Source organism: Maribacter sp., assembly GCF_039974175.1.
Lineage (GTDB): Bacteria > Bacteroidota > Bacteroidia > Flavobacteriales > Flavobacteriaceae > Maribacter_C.
Map to the genome: position 1 here is coordinate 486,214 of NZ_JBDWJN010000009.1, position 23,441 is coordinate 509,654.

Sequence of the window (23,441 nt, forward strand, 5' to 3'; positions counted from 1 at the left end):
CAAAAAGCTTAAGTACAAAGTAGTTCAAATACACAAAATCCAAAATATTTCCGAATAGTTCGGAAGCAACGTTAACCAAATACTTATTATTAACATTAAATCTTAAATTAAACTTTTAAATTATGGCACAGTCAAAATCAACAAAGAAACTATTCAACATGGCCTATGGCCTTGGAGCATCGGTAGTAATTATCGGAGCATTATTTAAAATCCTTCACTGGGAGTTTGGTCCGCTTACAGGTGGTCTTTTACTTGCAGTAGGTCTTATTACTGAAGCACTTATTTTTGCTATTAGTGCATTCGAACCAGTAGATGACGAGTACGATTGGTCTTTAGTATACCCAGAATTAAGTGGTGGTATGTCTTCAGGAAGAGATAACGAACTTGCTGAGATCAAAGAAACCGAGTCTTCATTATCTGCTAAATTAGACAACCTTTTAGCTGAAGCTGGTGTTGATGCACAGCTTATGGAAAGCTTAGGAGATAGCATTAGAAACTTCGAAGGTGCAGCCAAAGGTATCGCTCCTACAGTAGATGCAATGGAATCTACACGTAAGTACTCTGATGAAATGGTACAAGCTGCCGCTCAGATGGAATCATTGAACAGCCTTTACAAAGTACAATTAGAAAGTGCTAGCAAGCAAGCTACTGCTAATGAAGAGCAATTGCAAAATGCAGCTGCTTTGAAAGAGCAAATGGAATCTCTTGCTACCAATCTTTCTTCATTGAACGGTGTATACGGAGGTATGTTAACCGCAATGACCAGAAACTAATTAGTTTTAGTTAAAATGACCCCAAATCAAATAATAATTAAAAACTAATTAGAAAACATGGCAGGAGGAAAAGCAACACCACGTCAGAAGATGATCAACCTTATGTATTTGATCTTCATCGCGATGTTGGCCTTAAATATGAGTAAAGAAGTTCTAGCTGCATTCGGTTTGATGAATGTAAAGATGGAGACTTCTAACGTAAAGACTACGGAAAGTAACCTAGCTTTCTTAGATGGTCTAAGTACAAAAGCATCTGAAGATGCGGCTAAATATGGCGATTTGTACGCCAAAGCTGGCCAAATCAAAGAGATGTCTCAAGAGTACTACGATTACCTTCAATCATTGAAAGATGGTATGTTAGAAGGAGTCGAAGATCCTACGGATTACCAAGTTATGGACAAGTCTGATTTTCTTGATGGAAAGTTTTTCCAAGGAGATAACTTGACGCCGGAAGGAGAAGAGTTCTTAAAGCGAATCAATGATTACCGTGATGGTGTCAATAATATTTTACCAGCAACTATGAAAGATGTTAAAGCATCTGTAGTAGCTCGTTTCCAAACAGGTGATGAGAATGGTAAAGTTACCAACCGTAGCGGTGACAAAGTTGATTGGATCAACTATCACTATGAAAGATTTCCACTTGTGGCGTCTTTGACTAAATTGACTGCCTTGCAGGCTGATATTAAAGCAACTGAAGAAGATGCTTTGAAGTCGATGTTGGCAGGTGAGTTGACTGAACAAGTATCGTTGAAAAACTTTGCAACTTCTCTTTTTGCAAGCAAGTCAGCTTACTATACAGGAGAAAAGTATGATGGTAAAATTATCATTAGTAAAACTGATAATTCATCAACTCCCGTAAGAGCTGAATTGACCCTTGATGGAAGAAAACTTTCGGAGGGAAGAGATTATAAGATTGAAGCTGGTGGTGTAAAAATGCTTATTGGTTCTGGCGCTGCTGGAGACCATGAGGTAGCTGGAACCTTATACTTCATGCAAGATGGTAATGAGATTGAAGTTCCTGTAAAGAATTCTTTCGCTACTATTTCTAAGCCAAATGCTGCATTGATAGCTGCTGACAAGATGAACGTTGTTTATCGCGGTGTATCTAACCCAATGTCTATCTCTATACCTGGTATACCTAACAATAAGGTTAGTGCTTCTGCCCCGGGTCTTAAGAAAAGCAGCGGTAGCAAGTATGTGATGAGCCCTGGTAAAGGAAGAACAGTAACTATTACGGCTTCTGGTACTTTACCTGACGGTCAGAGAGTTTCTTCTAGATCCGAATTCAGAATCAAAGATATTCCAAGACCTTCTGGTTCGATCAGAGGTGAAACAGGAAGCGCTAAAATGCCACGAGCTAACTTAGAAAAATCTACAGTTGGTGCAATCTTAGAAGACTTCGATTTTGATTTGAACCTTAGAGTAAGTGGGTTTAAATTCAAAGTTCCAGGTCAGCCTACAGTAGTTGTTAAAGGTGGTAAATTAGATGCTAGAGCCAAGTCTGCTTTGAAAAGAGCAAAGCGTGGTGATGCAGTTCAGATCTTTGATATCAATGCTTTCATTAGCAACAACAAAACCTATAAATTAAAGAAAGTGTCTCCAGTTGTTGTGGAGATCACAAACTAATACTAATAGAAAACCGAGCGGCGTAAGTCGCTCGGTAATTTTAAATTAATTCAAGCATGAATTGGAAGAATGTTTTACTAATCGGAGCTGTGACCTTGCTACCTGCTTCAATGATGGCCCAAGCAAATATTTTAAACGCGAAGAAGCCACAAGAGATAGGTATGAGGACTGAAGCTCAAAAAGCACTAGACAATGATGCTCCTCTAGAGTATGGTTATGTAGATGATAGAGATATCTTATGGTCTAAAACTGTATGGGAAGTCATTGATTTAGATGAGCGTGTAAATTTTCCTTTATACTATCCTACTGACACCGTTGATATAGGTGCAGATAGAAGGTCGTTGTATGATGTTTTAATTAAGAATATCAAAAACGGAAAACTTGAGGATGTATATGTTGATTCTTATTTTACCGAAAAAAGAGTTTTTGGTGACTTAGAAGCTACTTTAAAGAAAAGAGATACAACCGATTATGGTTACGAACAAATAAATGCTGGTGAAGAACTTTCAGATGAGTACATCAACGAAAGAGAACTTTCAGCCGCGGATATTGAAGAGTACCGTATCAAAGGAATCTGGTATTTCGACAAACGTCAAGGAGAATTAAAGTACCGTTTATTGGGTATCGCTCCTGTTGCACCAGATGTTAACTTTATAGACGATGAATCAATGGATCTTCAAGATGCCAAGGTAGAACTTTTCTGGGTGTGGTACCCAGGTGCCAGGCAAATACTTCATGAAGCCAAGGTTTTTAACCAACGCAACTCTGCACAACCCATATCTTTTGATATGTTGTTGAATGCAAGAAGGTTCAATGGTGTAATTTATAGAGAAGACAACGTACACGGTGACCGAAAGGTTAATGATTACGTCGCTGATAATGCCTTGTTCCAACTACTGGAGGCCAAAAGAATTAAAGAGGTCATCAGAGATAGAGAACAAGACATGTGGAGCTACTAATTCGTACGCTTAACAAGTATTAGAATTCCAATTCAAGAACATATTAAATCCTCAACAGCAATGTTGAGGATTTTTTTTGTTATTGTGAGTACATGGAGGTAGGCTCTTGACTTTGACTCTAACGTTTACAGCTAGCTTTGTGGTGCTCTCCTCCCAATGAGGTTTAATAAGTACCTTTGCCACATGATAGACTATCTAATCGTAGGCTTAGGAATAGCCGGCGTATCATTTTGTGAACGGCTTGAGCAAAGTGGCAAAACCTACAAAGTCATTAGTGATGCTTCACAAACATCCTCGCTTGTAGCTGGTGGATTATACAACCCGGTAATCTTAAAACGATTTACCATGGCCTGGAACGCCAAGGAGCAACTCGACCTGGCCATTCCGTTTTACCAATCTCTCGAAAGAAAACTAAAAATAAAGTTGAATTACAAGCTACCGGTCTTGCGGAGATTTGCCTCTATCGAAGAGCAGAATATGTGGTTTGAAGCTTCCGATAAGATAGGATTAAAAGACTTTTTGGCAACAACAATTCAGCGCAACCAAAACCCAAAAATTGATGCTCCCTTCGGCTTTGGAGAAGTATTGCATACCGGCAGAATAGATACCGCAAAATTGCTGTTGTCGTATAAGGAGTATTTACGGTCAAAGGACAGGTTCGTACAGGAAACCTTTGACTACGGCGCCTTAAAATTCAATGTAGATGGTTTAGGTTATAAATCTGTAAGTGCACGGCAGATTGTTTTTGCGGAGGGATATGGTATGAAGAAAAATCCTTTTTTCGATTTCTTGCCATTAACTAGTACAAAAGGAGAATACTTGACCGTCAAAGTACCCGACCTAAATGAAACCAAGGCTATTAAATCGTCGATTTTTCTGATTCCTTGGGAAAACGATCTGTATCGAATAGGAGCAACATATAAATGGAAGGATACCACCAACCTTCCGACGAAAGCTTCAAGAAGCGAGTTGCTTCAGAAATTAGATGCCTTGTTGAAGTGTGATTATGAAGTGGTAGATCAACTGGCGGGAATTCGCCCCACAGTGACAGATAGGAGACCTTTGGTGGGCCAACATCCAAAGAATAAAAATATGTATGTCTTAAATGGATTTGGTTCTCGAGGGGTTATGATTGCTCCCTTTGCTTCCAAACAACTATTAAATCTGATTGAAAAAGGCGTAGCCATACATCCAGAAATGGACATATCACGCTTTACTAAAAAACACTTTAAGAATTAGCTTGCGCAGCTTCAGAATCGTATTTGAAAAAGAAGTTGATCCAAATGTTTCTTGACAAACGAATAATTACGGGCATGAATCCAACCATGGTGGCGACAATAGCGATAAAAGTGGTTATTAAATTCGCCCCCAAAAACAATCTTGCAATCACAAAGGCTGCAACTGCAAAAGCAATTCCTACTGCGTAACTAACGTACATCGCCCCATAAAAAAAAGAAGGTTCAATTTTGTATTTGGTATTGCAGTTAGCACAACGCTCATGCATCTTAAATAAATGTCCAGGTTTATATGGATTTTTATTCACATACATGCTCTCTTCATGACATTTAGGGCAACTTCCTGTTAAAATACTGTATAGTTTGTTTCCTTTTTTTAACATTTGCAAAATCTTTGTGTAAAGGTACTGATTTGACAATTTTGAAAATGTAACTAGCATTACAAAATTCAATGTGCAAATCGTTAAAACCAATTATTGAAAGACAGATGTAGTAGGTGACATGAAGTTCAGTTTGGAGCCTAACACCATAATAGAATTACGATTTACCTAGTATTTTAGCATATGCTCAATATCCACAATCTTTCCGTTTCTTTTGGAGGCGAATATTTGTTTGAAGAAATTTCATTTCGCCTTAACGGAGGTGATCGTGTAGGGCTTATTGGCAAGAATGGAGCAGGTAAGTCTACTTTGCTGAAATTGCTCACTAAAGATATGCCCTATGATTCGGGCACTATCGCAGTTGAAAAGGATATAAAAATCGGTTTCCTTAGACAAGATATTGACTTCGAGCAAGGCCGAACTGTGTTGGAAGAGGCCTATCAGGCTTTTGAAGAAATCAAAAGCCTTGAAATGCGATTAGACGAGATCAACCAACAACTTGCTGAACGTACCGATTATGAAAGTGAAAGTTACAACCAGCTGATAATTGATTTAAGTGATGTAACGCATCACTATGAGATTATAGGGGGGTATAACTATCAAGGTGAAACCGAAAAAATACTTCAGGGACTTGGTTTCAAGCGTGCCGATTTTAATCAAAAAACAGAAACGTTCTCGGGCGGTTGGCGTATGCGTATAGAGTTGGCAAAATTACTCTTGCAAAGCAATGATGTGTTGCTGCTAGATGAGCCAACGAACCATTTAGACATTGAATCAATCATTTGGTTGGAGAACTTTTTAAAAAGTTATCCCGGTGCCGTCGTAATTGTTTCACATGATAAAATGTTTTTAGATAATGTGACGAATCGCACCATCGAGATTTCCCTGGGCCGTATTTATGATTACAACAAACCCTACTCAAAATATCTAGTTCTCAGAAGTGAAATGAAACAACAGCAATTGAACGCCCAGAAGAACCAAGAAAAGGAGATTCAGCAGGCCGAGCGTTTAATTGAAAAATTCCGTGCGAAGTCAACTAAGGCTTCCATGGCCCAATCACTTATAAAGAAGCTTGATAAGATTGAACGTATCGAAGTTGACGAAGATGACAATAGCGTAATGAATGTGCGATTCCCCATTTCTATTACCCCTGGAAAAGTAGTAACTGAAATTGAAGATCTTTCGAAAAGCTACGGAGACAATCATGTGCTACAGGGTATTGATTTGTTGATTGAACGCGATAGCAAGACCGCATTTGTTGGTCAGAACGGACAAGGAAAATCAACTTTGGCAAAGATCATGGTTGGCGAGTTAGAACATGAAGGAAAGCTTAAACTTGGCCACAATGTGCAAATTGGATATTTTGCTCAAAACCAGGCGGAGTATTTAGATGGAAGCAAAACTGTGCATGATACCATGCTTGATGCCGCAAACGAAAAAAATAGAAGTAAAGTTAGAGATATTTTAGGCTCTTTTCTGTTCCGCGGTGATGAGGTCGACAAATTCGTAAAGGTCTTATCAGGGGGTGAACGCAACCGACTGGCTCTGGCAAAAATGCTATTACAACCTTTTAATGTTCTGGTGATGGATGAGCCTACAAACCATTTAGACATTAAGTCGAAAAATGTTTTGAAGCAGGCATTACGGAATTTCGAGGGCACGTTGATCTTGGTATCTCACGATCGTGACTTTCTACAAGGACTAACCAATAAAGTATATGAATTCAAAGATAGAAAGATCAAAGAGTATCTAGGAGATATCGATTACTATCTAGAAGAACGTAAGGCAGAAGACTTCAGGGCCATTGAAAAAAAACAACATACACCAAAGGAGAAAGAAAAGCCGAAGGGAGGGCAGCAAAGCTTTCAAAATCAAAAAAAGATAAAATCACTTAAGAACAAATTAAGTACGGTTGAAAAAAATATCTCGACTCTTGAAAAAGAAATAGCCGAAATAGACCACAACCTACTTATGGACTATGATGCAACAATAGCCAAGGATAATTTTTTTGAAGACTACAAAAAAAAGAAAGCAGATGTGGAAGAGCTAATGAAAAGATGGGAACGATTGACTATCGAACTAGAAGGCACATCTTAAGAGTTATTTCAAGAAAGTAGCTAAATTCTTACAACACTTTTTGGGCATTTCACAACAAAAACCACGTTTCTCAGTTTAATTAGTGGGTATATTTTGTACTATTATCGGTATTTCACGTTAATTTGTAAGATAATTCTTATAAATAGGCAATTGCAAAAATACGACGAATGAAAAAATACCTTTGCTTACTAGTGGTTTTAATCACGAACAGTATTGTTTTTAGCCAAATACCAGAAATGGAAAAGATGGCTTTAATAGAGCTGTATACTAGTACCGGGGGTGATGATTGGAAAGAATCTTGGGATTTGTCAAAGGATGTTTCTGAATGGTATGGTGTAGAAATTAAAAATGATAATGTGGTTTCCCTTAGCTTGATGAATAATAATCTAAAGGGAAGTTTGCCAGAATCTATAGGAGCATTCAATAAGCTACAAGTACTAAACTTAGCGTTTAATCAGATAGAAGGTGATTTGCCCAAGGGCATCGTGGAACTTAAAAATTTGATGGTTTTAAGACTTGGAAAAAACAGAATTACGGGAGGTATTCCTTATGAAATTGGAAGTTTAAGAAAGTTGGTAATTTTAGATCTTTTTTCGAACAAACTGTCGGGAATATTACCTAGAGGGCTGTTTGTTTTAAAAAATCTAAAAGTACTGTTGGTTTCAGATAATAACATTACAGGGCGTATTTCTGAAGAAATTAAAGACTTAACCAGCTTAGAACGCCTTGAAATCGCAAATAACAATATTTATGGCGATGTTCCAGATAGTATAGGGTTGCTTGACAATTTGAAAATGATGGTGCTATCTGAGAACCGACTTTCAGGAGAGTTTCCTTCTCAAGTTTTTTCTCTGCCCAATCTAAGGGCGTTGCAAATACAAGGAAATCGTTTCGACCAAGAACGCCTGCGTAACAGTATCCCAGTAGATATAGATTTGGTTTTATTTGATTTCGACAAGGGTACACATAAATCGGAACGAGATAATTTTAGAGACATATATCGCAAAGGAGACACCAGAATGGTTGATACGAGGTTTGAGGAGGACAAAGACAATGAATAAGTAGCATGTACCTTAAGAATATACATATAATCTCATTATGGCTGATGTTAGTTGTTTTTTTTACAGCTATCACTATCGTGAATGCTCAAATCTCTGAACAGGAGAAACAAACACTTCTCGATATTTATCATGAGATGAATGGTGAAAATTGGAAGCAACCATGGAATCTTGAGGAAAATGAGGCCGGCTGGCATGGTATACAGGTTAAAGAAGGTAAGGTTGTTGAAATAAATCTATTCAACAACAATCTTGTCGGAATTATACCAGAAAGCATTGGGAAATTGAAAAATCTTACCCACCTAAATCTTGCTTTTAATAGCATTTCTGGCGAATTGCCGGAGCAATTGGTGCATTTATCAGCCTTGAGAGTATTAAAAATAGAAATGAATAGAATAAAGGGCGTACTGCCTGATTCAATAGGCCAGTTGAAGAGCTTGGAGGAGTTTTCGGCTTTCAACAATTTCTTGACAGGCCATATTCCAGAAGACTTTGGAAAGCTTGAAAACTTAAAAGTGCTTAACTTGTCGAGCAACAACCTAAAGGGTCAAATTCCTGATTCGCTCGGTAGTTTGAGCAAATTGGAAAGTTTGGGGCTTTTTGAAAATTCATTGGAGGGTACTATCCCATCAGAAATGGGTAAACTTTCAAATCTTAGAGAACTGGTATTGGCCAACAATCGACTGGGTGGGGCAATTCCCGTCGAGATTGGCCAATTGGCCAGTCTAAGGGTACTGCAAATTCAGAACAACAGATTTGACTCTTTTAAGGGGCTAAAATTGATAAATGTGAAGGGCTTATTAGCATTTGACCACGATGCCGGGGCAGATTTTGAATTCGATTTCGATAATCTCAATAAAAATAAAACCCGTATGGCGGACACTAAATTTGAGGATGATGATGATATTGACGATTAGCTATAAGAACGGTGGTGCTATAGTCTAGTTAGTAATTTGGTATAGGGGATGCGAGAGCATCCTCTATTGGGTTTTACACCTTTTGTGCCAGACATTACTTAAATTGGTTGTCTATGATCGAACACTTTTTTCAATGCCCCTATTGCTGGGAAGAAATTTCTATGCTTCTTGATCCTTCCGAAGCTAGGCAAAGCTACGTTGAAGATTGTGAAGTGTGTTGCAACCCCATACAAATAACCTCCGAATTTCAAGAAAATGAGCTCGTCGCTTTTAATGCTATTGATATAGCACAATAGGTTGAACGTGACTGCTTATGAATAGCTAGACTTAATCCATCACCTTGATCTTTCCTCCAAAAACCTTATCTCGATCTACTTGTTTAGGGTTTCCATAAATATATATAGAACCACCAGCACGTACTTTTGCCGCCGCTTTTTTAGAAGCCTTTATTTCGGCTGAACCTCCTGCATTCACGGTGACCTTGGTTTCCTCCGTGTTTAATGCTTTATTATATACCTTACCACCGGCATTGGCAACTACTTCTTGAATTCGGGCACTTCCGGTAAGCCTCACCGCACTACCCGAGGTTGATTTAACATATAGGTTGTCTATATCCACTTTCATCTCTACATCAGCACCCTCCTGAACCGCAATTTTGACCTCCTTGCTTTTGAACGTTCCTTCAGAGAAAATCTTTGCATTTTCATTGGCATCTAACAAGGTCAGTTCTTCGGTGTAATAGACTTTAGCCTCAATATCTTCCCCATCCATATGATTTTCAAAATCCATTTTGATTTTTAAAAGCCCCTTTTTGTTATCCACATTCACATCTCCTTGATCATCTCCAGTAAGTACGACCTGATTTTTGTCACTTTTGATCAAGGTGACTTCTATTTGATCGAATGCTTTTAGTTCGGTGAATTTTTCCAAATCTATTGTTGTTTTTTCTTTTTGAGCAAAAGAATTGAGAGCACATAGCAATAATATTAAGGTAGTAATCGTATTTTTCATGCTTTATATTTTTGTTCTTGTATCGACCTCAAGATAGTATCATGAAGTATACCAAATTTAAGATAATTTGACATAAATTCCATTTAGACCATAGCAGCCTTAAACATTATTAAATACACCAAATAATTTTTTAATATTTTTAACCTAACTAGGAACCAAATAATGAAATTGAATAGAACTACTATTATTAAAATTCTCCTGATCGGATGCCTGCTTATTACGGTCGTATCCTGTAAGACGACTCAGAAAACTGTCGAACCTTCTGCTACGACTGTATCACCAAAAGCAGCAATTGCTGCGACCACACCAAAAGCGCAGCATAGCTATACGGAAACTGTACCAGCCACTGATGTTTCTTTTGCAATGATAGAAATTCCCGAGGGAACGTTTTTAATGGGGAGTCCGGAATCGGAAACTGACAGAAAGGCTGACGAAGGGCCACAACGGGAAGTAGCTGTTGATGCCTTTTATATGGGTATGTACGAAGTTACATGGGATGTCTTCGAACTCTTTTTTAAACAGAATAAGGAATTGTTTGTAAAACTTGAGGATGATAGGGTGATGAAGATTGACGCCATAACCAGACCGAGTCCACCTTATGAAGATCCTTCTTATGGTATGGGAAAAGAGGATTTCCCGGCTGTAAGTATGTCAGCCTATTCGGCTCTGGTATTCTGTAAATGGTTGAGCACCGTTACGGGAAAATTTTACCGTTTGCCCACAGAAGCGGAATGGGAATATGCCGCTAGAGCGGGAAGTACCTCTGCTTATAGTTTTGGAGATATTACCGCTATTGATGAGTATGCAGTGTACTATAAAAATGCTGGCGGTGTATACGCCAAGGTAGGCACAAAAAAGCCCAATGCCTGGGGCCTATTCGATATGCATGGCAATGCCGCCGAATGGACATTAGATGAGTATAACGCTGAAGCCTATACTACCTTAGAGGCAACTAATCCTTGGAAGACCCCAACCGTAATCCACCCAAGAGTGTATCGCGGCGGTTCTTGGGACGATGATGCAAAAACACTGCGTTCGGCTTCACGATCAGCGTCAAGTTCGAAGTTGCAAAAAAGAGACCCACAAATTCCAAAAAGCTTTTGGTGGTTTACCGATTCAAATTTTGTAGGCTTCCGTTTAGTAAGCCCTAAAAACCAACCATCAGAAGAAGAGCAGAAAAAATTCTGGCAGACCGTTTTAGATGAATAAAATGACACCCATGAAAAATATAGTATCGCTATTCGTATGCCTAGGATTCTCAATGGCCGTCTTAGCCCAAGAATCGTATCGCATAGCATCAGAAAGTCAATTGACTATTGATGGCACTTCTACGGTACATAATTGGACGGTAAGCGCAAACAAAATGAAAGGCAGTCTAAGCTTGCAAAATGGGTCACCAGCCGCTATCAATTTTGAGGTTACAGTTGCTGATATTATTAGTGAGCGCGGTGCAACCATGGATAAAAAAATGCATGCAGCTTTGAAGAAAGAAACGCATCCTAAGGTTTCTTTTGTACTAGAGCAGACCAAGAATACCGCTATTTTAGTTGGGGTTTTGGTCATAGCAGGAATTGAAAAAACTGTTGAAATTGATGCTGAAATTGAAACTGATGGAAGTGAATTGAAAATAAAAGGAGAGAAAAAAATCATATTGCAAGACTTCGAAATAAACCCGCCAACAGCAATGTTCGGTCAGATTATTGTGGGTGATGAGGTATCGATAAAGTTTGATCTGATTTTTAATAGGATATAACATTTGAGTTAATCCTTGAGCAATATGGTTTCCCCTTTGATTTTGGGCTTATAATTTTAGTATCTTTAAGACTAATCAAATTTGTAGCCGTAGGATCTAATGAAGCAAAAACTTATTATCGCTGCTACTCTTTTAGCATTAACGGCCTTATTATGGGCCTTTAAGTCTGGTTTTTTTGAAAGCACCTCAGACGATTATGTCAGCTTGAAGATGCCTGATGTGGTCGATTACAATTTCCACATAAAACCAATACTTTCTGACAATTGCTACACCTGTCACGGACCTGATGCCAATAAGCGTAAAGCCGGCTTACGGCTCGATACCGCTGAAGATGCTCTAGCCGAACTACCAGAAAACCCCGGAAAATTTGCAATCGTCGCGAATAGGATTGGTGAAAGTGAATTGTATCGACGCATAGTGTCTGACGAAGCTACTGAAATTATGCCTCCGCCAGATTCGCAATTGCGTTTGAGCCCACATGAAAAGGAACTTATCAAAAAATGGATTAAACAAGGCGGAAAATTCGAAAAGCACTGGGCCTTCATTCCTCCGATTAAAAAAGCAATCCCTGCTAGCGACGGTACGGCTTGGGGTGTCAATGAAATTGATGCATTTATACTTAAGAAGCTTCAGGAAAATGGATTAACCCCCTCCGAAAAGGCACCGATAAAGTCTGTATTAAGAAGAATTAGTTTAGATCTCACCGGACTCCCACCCAAACAGGATGTTGTTGACAGCTTGCTACAAAATAATTCAGAGAATATTGTACCTAAAGCTATTGATGAATATTTGGCCTCGCCCGCTTATGGTGAACGCATGACCCAGTCTTGGTTAGATTTGGCCCGCTACGCAGATTCTCATGGCTATCAAGATGATAGTTATAGAACGATGTGGCCCTGGCGCGATTGGGTAATTCATGCCTTTAACGAAAATTTACCTTATGATGAATTTTTGACCTGGCAACTAGCAGGAGATTTGCTTCCTAACGCCACCAAAGAACAGGTGTTGGCAACAGGCTTTAATCGAAATCACCCGATTACGCAGGAGGGTGGAGTCATACAGGAGGAATACCGAACGAATTATGTGTTAGACCGCACCAATACGCTGGGTAAAGGTATTCTTGGCCTTACTTTAGAATGTGCACGTTGTCACGACCACAAGTATGATGCTATCTCACAAAAAAATTACTACGAGTTTTTCTCTTTTTTCAACTATGTAAATGAAAAAGGAATTCAGATGGATGCCGTGCAGGCCGCAAATCAGAAGTTCTTTGCCGACCCACCATACATGGCACTAACCGCTAAAGAAACTGAAGGCGTACTTGATTTTGTTAAGTTAGAAAAAGGAAAGGAAGTTAAGGTAATGGTCATGAACGATTCTGCACCAAAAACCACTTTTATATTGAACCGTGGAGAGTATGATCAACCTACAGATTCGGTTCTACCCAATGCACCCGACATTATACATCCTTTTTCAAAAGACCTGCCAAAAAACCGCTTGGGCTTGGCAAAATGGGTGACGGATAAAGAAAACCCACTGACCGCTAGGGTTTTCGTTAATCGGATATGGGGCATGGTATTTGGGCGCGGCTTGGTAGAAACCTCTGAAGATTTTGGAGTACAGGGTAGCTTGCCTACACATCCCGAATTGTTAGATTGGCTTGCCGTAGATTTTATGGAAAACAACTGGGATATAAAGTATCTCCTAAAAAAAATAATGCTTTCCGAAACCTATCAACAAAGTTCGGCCCTACGACCAGAAATAAAAAAAGCAGATCCTGAAAATAAATTGTTGGCAAGAGCACCTCGTTTTCGAATGAGTGGCGAAATGATTCGCGATTATATGCTTGCTACTAGTGGTTTGTTGAATACCGAGATTGGCGGTCCCAGCGTAAAACCCTATCAGCCACCTGGGCTTTGGGAAGAAACCAATGCAGGGGGTAATCGAGGTACTTTGACAACCTATGTTCTCGATACAGGTGAAAAATTGTACCGTCGCTCACTGTATACGCTTTGGAAACGAACTTTACCACCAGCTAGCATGAGCATTTTCGATGCTCCAACACGCGATTTTTGCGAGGTTCGCAGACAAAAAACGAATACCCCATTGCAGGCATTGGCCTTGCAAAATGATATTCAAGTATTGGAAGCGACCCGAGTTTTGGCGCAACGTACGATAGCTTCGGGCATTAAAGAAAATTCAATTATAAAGTATGTCTTTGAGCGCATTCTAGTACGATCACCTAAGGAGGAAGAGTTTACTATGTTGAATGAGTACTACCATGATGAACTCGAACAGTTTTCGGCAAACATTGAAGATGCGAAAGAATTGGCTGCCATAGGTGAATTTGAACAGTTAGATGTTGATCCGGCGCAAACGGCGGCATTGATGCTTACGGCCCAGGTTATTTACAATCTTGACGAAACCATAACTAAAGAGTGAATTATGGAAGAGAAAAAAAATATATCCGAAAACCCTTTAAAAGTCAATAGACGCCACTTCTTTTCACAGTTAAGCGTGGGTATTGGATCACTGGCTTTAGGCTCTTTGTTGATTCCTGACCTGTTCAAAGGGAGTACCGAAAATATATTAAAACAACCCTTAGGCTTGCCACACTTTGCACCAAAAGCAAAACGGATTATTTACCTTTTTCAGGCGGGTGCACCCTCCCAACTGGAAACCTTTGATTACAAGCCGACCTTAAGAAAGCGAATGGGTGAGGATTTACCAGAATCTATACGAAACGGACAGCGATTAACGGGAATGACATCAGGTCAAGATAAATTTCCGCTGATGCCACCTAAGATAGGGTTTCAACAACATGGGGAAAGTCAGACTTGGATCAGTGATTTTTTCCCCCACATTGCCAAAATAGCAGATGATATTACGGTTATCCGCAGTATGCACACTGAAGCTATTAATCACGATCCGGCCATCACCTTTTTTCAAACTGGAAGTCAGATATCAGGTCGCCCTAGTATGGGCTCTTGGATGAGTTACGGGCTTGGAAATGAAAACAAAAACCTTCCCTCCTTTGTGGTACTGACCTCTAGAGGTAAAGGAAACAGTCAAGGCCTGTATTCCAAACTGTGGTCGAGTGGCTTCTTAGATTCAAAGCATCAGGGCGTTCTATTACGTTCTGGGAAAGACCCTGTACTATACTTAAACGATCCGGATGGAATTTCGAGATCTGACAAAAGACATTTGTTAGATCATGTATCATCTCTAAACAAATTGCATCATGTGGAGACCGGAGATGATGAAATCGAATCACGTATAGCCCAATACGAAATGGCTTATCGCATGCAGATGTCTGTTCCTGATGTAATGGATATATCGAAAGAACCACAGTCAATTATCGACTTATACGGTGAAGATTGTCAAGTACCCGGCACCTATGCTGCCAACGCCCTGCAGGCGAGAAGGCTGGCGGAAAATGGTGTGCGTTTCATTCAGCTATACCATCAAGGATGGGACCAACATGGCAATTTGCACAATGAAATGGCCGGGCAGGCCAAAGATGTTGATCAAGCCTCCGCGGCGTTGGTCATGGATTTAAAACAAAGGGGAATGCTAGAAGATACTTTGGTCATATGGGGAGGCGAATTTGGTCGTGGAAACTATGCCCAAGGAAAATTCGACCCAGAAAATTATGGTCGTGACCATCACCCAAGGGCTTTTAGTATTTGGATGGCCGGAGGGGGTATCAAACCCGGACTTAACTACGGCCAAACCGATGAATTTGGGTACAACGTGGTTGAAAACCCAGTACATATTAATGATTTTCACGCCACCTTAATGCATCAGATGGGTATTGACCACGAACAACTGATATATAAGTACCAAGGGCGTCGTTTTCGATTAACCGATGTGGCGGGTAATGTGGTTAAAGACTTACTTGCATAATTCATGGCCAATTCAAACAATTCGCGTTGGGTAAATTATGTGATATTTGGCCTATCGATCTTTTTGGTATTCTGCCTGATTTTTGAATCCTATATTGCGCTTCCAAATCTCGTTGCTTGGCTGGGCCGCTGGCATCCAGTGGTGCTTCATTTTCCAATCGTACTGTTATTGCTAGCTATTTTCTTAGGGTTGACCGGTAAAACTATTCCGAAAACATTGTTACCCCTTGCCACAATAATGGCTTTGATTACGGCCATTTCAGGTTTTTTTCTTGGAACAGATGCCGGTGCTAAAGGTGATTTACTCTTTTGGCATCAATGGTTGGGTGGCGGAACCGCACTTCTTGCTGTTATCTGGTATTGGTTGCATACTTCCGGTTTAGACCGAAAAACCTATACCAAAATACTTCAAGTCGCTTTGGCCTTCTTAATAGGTTTTACTGGTCATTATGGCGGTATGGTGACCCACGGTGAAGAATTTTTAGCCTTTCCTACCAATAAAACAATGGAGGCAATACCTGAAAATCCATTAATATACCAAGATGTTGTAGCCAGAATCATCGATGAATCTTGTGTGAAGTGTCATAGTTCAAACAAACGAAAAGGGGAATTTTTAATGACCAATTTATCGCAACTTTTAAAAGGAGGTGAAAGTGGCGCTGCCATCGTACCAGGAAATTATGAAGAAAGTGAATTGGTTCAGCGATTGCACCTTCCCTTATCTGATGAAAACCATATGCCTCCAGAGGGAGAAAAGAGCCTTACGGATACCGAAATACAAATCTTAGAACGGTGGATTGCCCTTGGAGCTTCAGATACACTTTTGTTGAGCCATTTAGACAATAACGAATTATTGGTAAGCTTGGTTGATGAATTACGGCAACCAACAGAACAAAGAACTTGGGCAGAATTACCCAGGGTAGTCGATACAACTATCACAAGGCTCAACTCCGATTATGTGACAATTAAGAGGTTGGCAAGCAATTTAGATGCCCTTAGTGTTACTATGTATATGCCTCCTGAGTATAATTCAGATTTGTTAATCAGCTTACAACCCATTGCTGAAAATATCATTGAGATGGATGTCAGTGGTTTACCAATTGGCAAGAACGAAATGAGCCTAATCGTCTCATGTAAAAACCTAGAGTGGTTAGAAATTGACCGCACTCCGGTTACTGATATTGAAACAGATACTTTGAAAGTACTTTCTAAACTAAGAACTCTAAAGATATATGACACTGAAATAGGAGATAGCACCTTGTCAGTTATTCAGCATATGGAAAACCTAAAACAGATTTATCTTTGGAAAACTAAGGTTAGCTCAGCTGCCTTACAAAAACTCAGAACAGCGAAACCAGCATTGCGCATTAATACCGGTATTGACCCTGAAAGACAAGCTTTATATGCCAAGAAAGACTCCATTTCAGAAAACTAGATTATATTTAAGTGAAATTGCCAACACATGAAATTTAATCTCGAAGGAAAATCAGCAATAATTACCGGTGGTGGTAGTGGTATAGGTAGAGCTATTGCTGTGGCTTTGGCCGGTAACGGAGCCAGGGTTCATATTTTTGATCTCAAGTCAGATACTGTCGAGGAAGTTGTCGCGACCATCCAGAATGCTGGAGGTCTGGCTGAAAAACATACTTGCAATGTGGCACAGCATGATGAAGTAGTTCAACTTGTCAACAAAATTTGCAAGGAAAAACCTATTGATATTCTAGTTAACAACGCTGGTATTGCCCACATTGGTAATGTTGAAAACACTACGGAAGCAGACCTAGATAAAATATATAGCGTCAATGTAAAAGGGGTGTACAATTGCATTCATGCTGTAATTCCTTGTATGAAGGAAAAGGGAGGCGTAATCTTGAATATGGCTTCAGTAGCTGCAACAGTCGGAATCAAGGATCGATTTGCCTATTCGATGTCTAAAGGTGCTGCGCTTACTATGACCTATTCTGTGGCAAAAGACTATTTGGAATATGGAATTCGCTGTAACAGCATTTCACCAGCCAGAATTCATACACCCTTTGTAGATGGCTATTTAAAGCGTAATTTTCCAGATACTATAGATGAAAAGTTTAAAGAACTTTCTCAAACACAACCTATAGGACGTATGGGAAAACCGGCTGAAGTGGCGAATTTGGCATTGTATTTATGTTCTGATGAAGCCTCTTTTATTACCGGAACAGATTTCCCCATCGATGGGGGCTTTATAAAGTTGAATGGAGACTAAAGGTCTCGACAAGAATAAATTCAGTTAGAATGAAATTAATACGATTTGGAACTATAGGAAATGAGAAACCGGGAATTCAGCTAAAAGATGGATCACGATTAGACGTTTCCGATTTTGGACAAGATTACAATGAAGATTTTTTTGGAGGTGATGGCTTGGAACGGCTTCGAACTTGGTTGGATACAAATGCCGATAACTGCCCCAAAATAGATGGAAACACCCGGTTGGGAGCTCCCCTTTGTCGACCGTCTAAAATCGTATGTATCGGACTGAACTATGCCAAACATGCGCAAGAGGCTGGAATGGCGATTCCGAAAGAACCAGTGCTGTTTTTTAAAGCAAGTTCTGCAATAGTAGGTCCGAATGATGATGTGATTATTCCTAGAGGAAGTACTAAAACTGATTGGGAAGTTGAATTAGCTGTAGTAATCGGTAAGAAAGCTTCTTATGTTTCTGAGTCGGAAGCCATGAATCATGTGGCAGGTTATGTGCTGCACAATGATTATAGTGAACGTGAATTTCAGTTAGAACGCGAAGGGCAATGGGTAAAAGGAAAAAGCAGTGATACGTTTGCACCTTTGGGTCCTTTTATTGCTACAAGAGATGAAATTCAAGACCCTCACAATCTTGATTTGTGGTTGAATGTTAATGGAGAGCAGCTACAGCATAGCAATACTTCCGATTTTGTTTTCAATATTCCAGAGTCGATTAGCTACATCAGTCAGTTTATGACCTTGCTCCCAGGCGATGTCATATCTACAGGAACGCCCTTTGGAGTAGGTCTTGGGTTTGATCCACCGCGCTATTTAAAACCTGGCGACGTGGTTGAGTTAGGTATTGAAGGCTTAGGAACTTCAAGGCAAGAGGCAAGAGCTTTTCAATAAGATAGATTTCTATTTAATTTTTGATGGTTTTTAGGGCAACGGAAACTATAATTTTTAGTAAGTTTGCACCCACATTTGAAAAAAAATGGTGGCATAGCTCAGCTGGATAGAGCACCTGCCTTCTAAGCAGGCGGTCCTAGGTTCGAATCCTAGTGCCATCACTACAATCAAGAAACCACGCCAAAGGCGTGGTTCTTTGTTTTTTTACGGAAAGATCGAACTCATTCGAAATCTTGGAATTAAACGAAGAACTTGAGCGGTAGCCAGTGGTTATTTATTTGCAAAGGGGACATCTGATAGGATATGTAATCCTAGTACTATCACTTCATAGTCAAGGAGTTACATTTAAAGCTAATGTAATTCCTTTTTTGTACGGAAATTTGCAGAAAACGAAGTGTTTTCGAAACATTTATCAAACTAAGTATCCTTTATTTGAACTTTGCAAACGTTGGTGTTGTTTACTCCTCGCGACATTCATTAGATAAATCAAATAGGCTAATCTCGGACGCAACGGACAGAGAGTCCGCCAAGCATATCGGCATCGAAACGCCATATCTTTGATTTTATTGACATGTCAGGACCACCATAACTAATATCCCATATCCAAACTTTGCCCTCTTCAAAAGTGGGTGTTGACGACCACCAGATACTGAAGCTGCCCAGGTTGCGATAACTGCCATCGTTTGTACGCTGACCTCCTGGGAGCGCGTCAAAACCGCTGCTATTCGTACCATTTCCACCTTCCTTCCAGCCATTGATACTTTTTAGGGCTTCACCAGCCTTGTCGGTTCCGCCAAATTGACTCACCAGCATAGACCATTCACTATCTGTTGCCAAATGCCAACCGTTGGGGCAGGCTTTTTTAGCTGCCTCCCAAGTATATAGTAAGCCAAGCTCTTTGCGATTGTTCTGATCGTCATCATAAGCATAGCTTTCCTTTACTTTATAGTTCAGGTTTTGTGCCATCCATATAACCGTGGTGCCCGTCATAGCATTTTCAAAACTGATAGTTTTATACGCTTGCCCATCGCGCGAGTCAGTGAAGGCGTCATTGGATTGGGCAATTACTGCCTGCGTAAAAAGCAAGGTAGAAAGTAGAGTGCAAATGTACTGTTTCATGATCCTTTATTTAAACTAAATGGCAGTTGCATCATATGCCATCTAATATTCCACCTATGAACTCTCCTACTCCTTCTAAAATTCCTTCAAAGGCAACTCCAAAATCAAGCCAAGAAGCATCTATATCTAAATCTGGAATGGTTAACCAGTCTGCCGAAGCAGATGTCGCTAGGCCACCCAGCATTTCAGATTTCATTTCAACATAATCACATATTTCACCGGTAAGTTCATGATAGGCATCGAAATCAGAATGAGATGAAAATGTACACATTGCCCAACAATGCCAATCTATGCCGACATATTCATGATAATTAGACTTTTTGGAAGCCTTTTTTACTTCTTCAGGTTTATAGTATTTTTTCTTACCGTGCTCTTGTATTAAAATTTTTCCAATATCTGATATAAATTCCTTTTTATTCGTTGGAGCAGCTGGATATTGACTATTCATTTTTGATTTGGTATTAACTTTATGTTTTAGAGAAATAGAATCCTTTACTTGAACTTTTTAATTGAATAGCCCTTTGCTTTCTAAGAAAACAGCAACGATTACAGTAACCCAAAAGACTAATCCTGAATAATATATTTTCAATAATCTTGCCTTGTCCTCAACGCTACCTCCCAAGTTCGCGAAGTAATGTCTACCCAGTAAAGTAACGTAAAGTATACCAAAGAAGAACATAACTATTTGTTTTTTAGCCTTAAGGGTATGTTTTGCTTTTTTAATATCCAATACTAACTAGGGTTAAAGTACAACCAAGTATGTTTCTAATTAAAGGTTAAGCCATTGCTTGAACTCCGCTGCCCTGTTTTTACTAATAATAATATCGACTTCAGAATTTGGGTTAACTAAAATTTTCAGCTGATTGTTTCCATATTTAACGATCTTGTTGATGGCCGATATCGCGATAATAAACTGTCTATTCGCCCTAAAAAAATAGTTTTCATCTAGATTTGAGAAAAGTTCATCGAGGCTTAAGTTGGTGGTTGACCTTCTACCATCAATGCAAACCACATAGGTAATGGTGCTTTCGGTGTAAATATGAGCAATCTCTTCTATGGGAATTGGCACAAGTTCATTGCGCACATAGGTCAATATTCTTTTCTTTGCGTTGTTATCGTTCGTTTTTGAGACCGGTATTTTCTCTATGACCATCTGTTGATAGTCTCCCACAGCCCTATTCAATTTAGACAGGTTGACAACCTCGTCCTCCAATTTTTGATTTTGAAGCTCGAGTCTTTTCTCATAGGCGCTTCCCAATAGCCGTACAATAATTACGTAAGATAGAATTACAACAAGACCCATCACCAGAAAAATCGTATAAAACCTTTTTCGTATTTCACTTAATTGTAGTGATATGTTTTTTATGTTGGCATGTGCTGCGACTACCCAATCTGAATTTTGAACAGGATATAAATAAATTACCTCTGAGTTTTGATCTAAGACATCTACATTACTTTCTTCAAATTTTTTTTGTCGTTCCTTCAACAAATCTGAAAAAATCTCTGCACTTAAATCATCTGTAACTGATGACACAAATGACTCGCTGGAACTGGCTGGCTGTCCCACATTCTTAATGTCTGGGTGGCAAACCACCCTTCCTGACCAGTCGTACATACTTAAAAACCCCATTTCAAAATCGGTACCTTTTAAACTGGTCTGTATATAGTTTATAACCGAATCTTTTTTAATTCCATTTGCCAATTGAAGACTTACAAGGGTTGCAAACGTCTTTGCCTCTTTTTTGCTAAATTCTAAATGAGTTTCAAGTAATTCGTGTGTACTTGCTTTAACCAAATGATGTAGGGCAACACTAGCGATAGCTATGTATATAACAGTAATCGACAAAAAAGTAAGAAAATAGAGTTTATCTTTTCTCATTAGTATAAGGCAAATTTTTGTTGAATATAAGAATTTGTGCGCATCAAAATATTGTGCATGCCCAATTCAAAGTCAATTTCTCAATTCACACTATCTGAGGTTCTTTTTTAAAGGTCATATTTCCCTGTTAAACCTAAATTTTCCCTTTCAGCAAGATTAATAATGCTGTTTAGCCCCAATGGTGCTTCATTTGTCATGTACAAAATCAAAAAAAAGATAAATATGAAGACCTCAAGATTTATAGTGATTTTTTCAATGATGCTCTGTATTTGGAGTTGCACATACGACAGTGAAAATGATTTAATTGAAATACAGCAAGATCAAGATGAAGATGAGAAAGACATAGATGGTGATAGTGTCACTTATGAAAACACCATAAAGGCGATCATACAGAGCAGTTGTACGGGCTGTCATGATAGTCCACCAAGAAATGGAGCGCCTTTCGCATTGGTAAACTACGGCCAGGTAAGCGCCAGGGCCAATGGCATTCTGAATGCAATGTCACGACAAAGTGGCGCAGCCGGTGCTATGCCTCCATCAGGAAGATTACCCGAAAATACAATTAATCAAATCCAAGAGTGGATTAATAACGAATTGCCAGAAAATTAAAAATAGCTGTCACACTAAAAACTAAATAGTAAAAATGAAAAATCGTAAAACCTTTTGTTTATCAATAGTCCTTTTAAGCAGCGTATTCGCCATCAACTTGAATGCTCAAAAATATGTTGACAAATCTGGGAATATAAAATTTGAAGCTTCAGAAAAGCTTTTCGAGCCCGTTGAGGCGGCAAACGAATCAGTCACTGCCGTATTAAATGCAGACACAGGAGACTTCGCTTCTCTAGCGTTGGTCACAGGCTTTCGATTCAAGAACTCGCTTATGGAAGAACATTTTAACGAAAACTATATAGAATCTGAAACGTACCCTAAAGCAATATTTAAAGGTAAGTTGATTGGTTTTGACCTTTCGAGCTTGACGGATACCTCAATTTTAGTTGAGGTGGATGGGAAATTAGAACTGCATGGAAAAGAAAAGCAAGTCAAAACAGCGGTAAGCCTGCAAAAATTGAATGGGTCCATAGTCATGAAGGGCGACTTTAGGGTCAGCCCTTCAGATTTTGATATTGAGATTCCATCTATTGTGAGCAACAAGATTGCCAAAGAAGTACTAGTCACCATAAGTTTTAACCTAAAGTCATGAAGAAAAAGAAGATGAAGTATATCCTTATGGGCCTGGTTGCCTTCACTTTAGCCTCGGTAGGTTTGGTTTATAATATGGTATTCAACGCGCAACACAGACAAATAGCCACAGAAGCTACAGCATTTACCATTCCCGCAGAAGATTTGCAATTTCATTTTGCAAATGACGAGACGAAGGCAACCAATCAATTCATAGATAAAGTGGTGGAAACCCATGGTGCAGTAACCGAAATTGCCGAGAACTATATTATTCTAGAAAACAGGGTTCAAGTAGATTTTTTGAACGGTGTGGAAGAAGACACTAATAAAGGTGATATTCTAAACGTCAAAGGCAGATGTGTTGGTTTTGATGAACTTCTACTATTGGTGAAAATAGATCAAGCTACGACCATAAAAACAAAATAAG

The 23,441-nt window shown here is 39.3% G+C and carries 23 protein-coding genes and 1 tRNA gene; 19 read left to right on the forward strand and 5 right to left on the reverse strand.

The window, feature by feature from the left end:
* Positions 1-122: 122 nt before the first annotated feature.
* The 4 genes from gldL to ABJN95_RS08575 all read left to right on the forward strand — a co-directional run bounded on the left by gldL (position 123) and on the right by ABJN95_RS08575 (position 4,597).
* On the forward strand, positions 123-773 hold the full coding sequence (gene gldL / locus ABJN95_RS08560) for a gliding motility protein GldL (protein ID WP_348369964.1): 651 nt from the start codon (positions 123-125) through the stop codon (positions 771-773).
* A gap of 57 nt (positions 774-830) precedes the next feature.
* Positions 831-2,399 carry a gliding motility protein GldM gene (gldM, locus tag ABJN95_RS08565; protein ID WP_348369965.1) on the forward strand — a complete coding sequence of 523 codons (1,569 nt, stop codon included), beginning with the start codon at positions 831-833 and terminating at the stop codon, positions 2,397-2,399.
* Positions 2,400-2,455: 56 nt separating this feature from the next.
* Positions 2,456-3,358, forward strand: coding sequence for a gliding motility protein GldN (gene gldN / locus ABJN95_RS08570; protein WP_348369966.1), 903 nt, complete (start codon positions 2,456-2,458; stop codon positions 3,356-3,358).
* Positions 3,359-3,541: 183 nt separating this feature from the next.
* Complete coding sequence (locus ABJN95_RS08575; RefSeq protein ID WP_348369967.1) at positions 3,542-4,597, forward strand: FAD-dependent oxidoreductase; 1,056 nt, start codon at positions 3,542-3,544, stop codon at positions 4,595-4,597.
* Here the strand turns inward: ABJN95_RS08575 and ABJN95_RS08580 are convergent.
* Positions 4,587-4,976 (reverse strand): DUF983 domain-containing protein, encoded by a 390-nt coding sequence (locus tag ABJN95_RS08580; protein ID WP_348369968.1) that lies wholly within the window; start codon positions 4,974-4,976, stop codon positions 4,587-4,589. The two genes, ABJN95_RS08575 and ABJN95_RS08580, sit on opposite strands and share 11 nt — an antisense overlap.
* Positions 4,977-5,156: 180 nt before the next feature.
* On the opposite strand from ABJN95_RS08580, the gene abc-f reads away from it, so the two are divergent.
* From abc-f to ABJN95_RS08600, 4 genes are all read left to right on the forward strand, one after another.
* Complete coding sequence (gene abc-f, locus ABJN95_RS08585) at positions 5,157-7,070, forward strand: ribosomal protection-like ABC-F family protein (RefSeq protein WP_348369969.1); 1,914 nt, start codon at positions 5,157-5,159, stop codon at positions 7,068-7,070.
* A 167-nt stretch (positions 7,071-7,237) separates the two neighbouring features.
* Positions 7,238-8,131 carry a leucine-rich repeat domain-containing protein gene (locus tag ABJN95_RS08590; protein WP_348369970.1) on the forward strand — a complete coding sequence of 298 codons (894 nt, stop codon included), beginning with the start codon at positions 7,238-7,240 and terminating at the stop codon, positions 8,129-8,131.
* A gap of 44 nt (positions 8,132-8,175) precedes the next feature.
* Positions 8,176-9,045, forward strand: a complete 870-nt coding sequence (locus ABJN95_RS08595) for a hypothetical protein (RefSeq protein WP_348369971.1) — start codon at positions 8,176-8,178, stop codon at positions 9,043-9,045.
* 113 nt (positions 9,046-9,158) lie between these two features.
* On the forward strand, positions 9,159-9,341 hold the full coding sequence (locus ABJN95_RS08600; protein ID WP_348369972.1) for a CPXCG motif-containing cysteine-rich protein: 183 nt from the start codon (positions 9,159-9,161) through the stop codon (positions 9,339-9,341).
* 31 nt (positions 9,342-9,372) lie between these two features.
* On the opposite strand, the gene ABJN95_RS08605 is transcribed toward ABJN95_RS08600, so the two are convergent.
* Positions 9,373-10,056 carry a head GIN domain-containing protein gene (locus ABJN95_RS08605; protein ID WP_348369973.1) on the reverse strand — a complete coding sequence of 228 codons (684 nt, stop codon included), beginning with the start codon at positions 10,054-10,056 and terminating at the stop codon, positions 9,373-9,375.
* A 162-nt stretch (positions 10,057-10,218) separates the two neighbouring features.
* Between ABJN95_RS08605 and ABJN95_RS08610 the strand changes: the two genes are divergently transcribed.
* The 8 genes from ABJN95_RS08610 (at position 10,219) to ABJN95_RS08645 (ending at position 18,998) form a co-directional block, all read left to right on the forward strand.
* Positions 10,219-11,265 carry an SUMF1/EgtB/PvdO family nonheme iron enzyme gene (locus ABJN95_RS08610; protein WP_348369974.1) on the forward strand — a complete coding sequence of 349 codons (1,047 nt, stop codon included), beginning with the start codon at positions 10,219-10,221 and terminating at the stop codon, positions 11,263-11,265.
* A 10-nt stretch (positions 11,266-11,275) separates the two neighbouring features.
* Positions 11,276-11,809, forward strand: a complete 534-nt coding sequence (locus tag ABJN95_RS08615; protein ID WP_348369975.1) for a YceI family protein — start codon at positions 11,276-11,278, stop codon at positions 11,807-11,809.
* A gap of 99 nt (positions 11,810-11,908) precedes the next feature.
* Positions 11,909-14,251, forward strand: a complete 2,343-nt coding sequence (locus ABJN95_RS08620) for a PSD1 and planctomycete cytochrome C domain-containing protein (protein WP_348369976.1) — start codon at positions 11,909-11,911, stop codon at positions 14,249-14,251.
* Positions 14,252-14,254: 3 nt separating this feature from the next.
* Positions 14,255-15,715 carry a DUF1501 domain-containing protein gene (locus ABJN95_RS08625; protein WP_348369977.1) on the forward strand — a complete coding sequence of 487 codons (1,461 nt, stop codon included), beginning with the start codon at positions 14,255-14,257 and terminating at the stop codon, positions 15,713-15,715.
* Between the two features lie 3 nt (positions 15,716-15,718).
* A complete protein-coding gene (locus tag ABJN95_RS08630; RefSeq protein ID WP_348369978.1) occupies positions 15,719-17,149 on the forward strand; it encodes a c-type cytochrome domain-containing protein in 1,431 nt (476 codons plus the stop codon).
* Positions 17,150-17,176: 27 nt separating this feature from the next.
* Entirely contained in the window at positions 17,177-17,953 is a 777-nt protein-coding gene (locus tag ABJN95_RS08635; protein WP_348369979.1) for an SDR family oxidoreductase, read from the forward strand.
* Between the two features lie 29 nt (positions 17,954-17,982).
* On the forward strand, positions 17,983-18,837 hold the full coding sequence (locus ABJN95_RS08640; protein ID WP_348369980.1) for a fumarylacetoacetate hydrolase family protein: 855 nt from the start codon (positions 17,983-17,985) through the stop codon (positions 18,835-18,837).
* 87 nt (positions 18,838-18,924) lie between these two features.
* Positions 18,925-18,998: transfer RNA gene (locus ABJN95_RS08645), tRNA-Arg, on the forward strand.
* A gap of 334 nt (positions 18,999-19,332) precedes the next feature.
* Here ABJN95_RS08645 and ABJN95_RS08650 read toward each other — a convergent pair.
* The 3 genes from ABJN95_RS08650 to ABJN95_RS08660 form a co-directional block, all read right to left on the reverse strand.
* The gene (locus ABJN95_RS08650; RefSeq protein WP_348369981.1) at positions 19,333-19,956 is read right to left on the reverse strand and encodes an FISUMP domain-containing protein; all 624 of its coding nucleotides are present in this window, start codon (positions 19,954-19,956) and stop codon (positions 19,333-19,335) included.
* A gap of 31 nt (positions 19,957-19,987) precedes the next feature.
* On the reverse strand, positions 19,988-20,404 hold the full coding sequence (locus ABJN95_RS08655; protein WP_348369982.1) for a hypothetical protein: 417 nt from the start codon (positions 20,402-20,404) through the stop codon (positions 19,988-19,990).
* A 321-nt stretch (positions 20,405-20,725) separates the two neighbouring features.
* Positions 20,726-21,835: a LytTR family DNA-binding domain-containing protein gene (locus ABJN95_RS08660; protein WP_348369983.1), complete on the reverse strand. Its 1,110-nt coding sequence runs from the start codon at positions 21,833-21,835 to the stop codon at positions 20,726-20,728.
* Between the two features lie 222 nt (positions 21,836-22,057).
* Here ABJN95_RS08660 and ABJN95_RS08665 point away from each other — a divergent pair, with 222 nt between their 5' ends.
* From ABJN95_RS08665 to ABJN95_RS08675, 3 genes are read left to right on the forward strand one after another with little or no spacing between them, the layout of a single operon-like run.
* Complete coding sequence (locus tag ABJN95_RS08665; protein ID WP_348369984.1) at positions 22,058-22,444, forward strand: hypothetical protein; 387 nt, start codon at positions 22,058-22,060, stop codon at positions 22,442-22,444.
* Positions 22,445-22,478: 34 nt separating this feature from the next.
* Positions 22,479-23,036 (forward strand): YceI family protein, encoded by a 558-nt coding sequence (locus tag ABJN95_RS08670; protein WP_348369985.1) that lies wholly within the window; start codon positions 22,479-22,481, stop codon positions 23,034-23,036.
* Positions 23,033-23,440, forward strand: coding sequence for a hypothetical protein (locus ABJN95_RS08675; RefSeq protein WP_348369986.1), 408 nt, complete (start codon positions 23,033-23,035; stop codon positions 23,438-23,440). Before ABJN95_RS08670 ends, ABJN95_RS08675 begins: the two co-directional genes overlap by 4 nt.
* The last annotated feature ends 1 nt before the right edge of the window (position 23,441 follow it).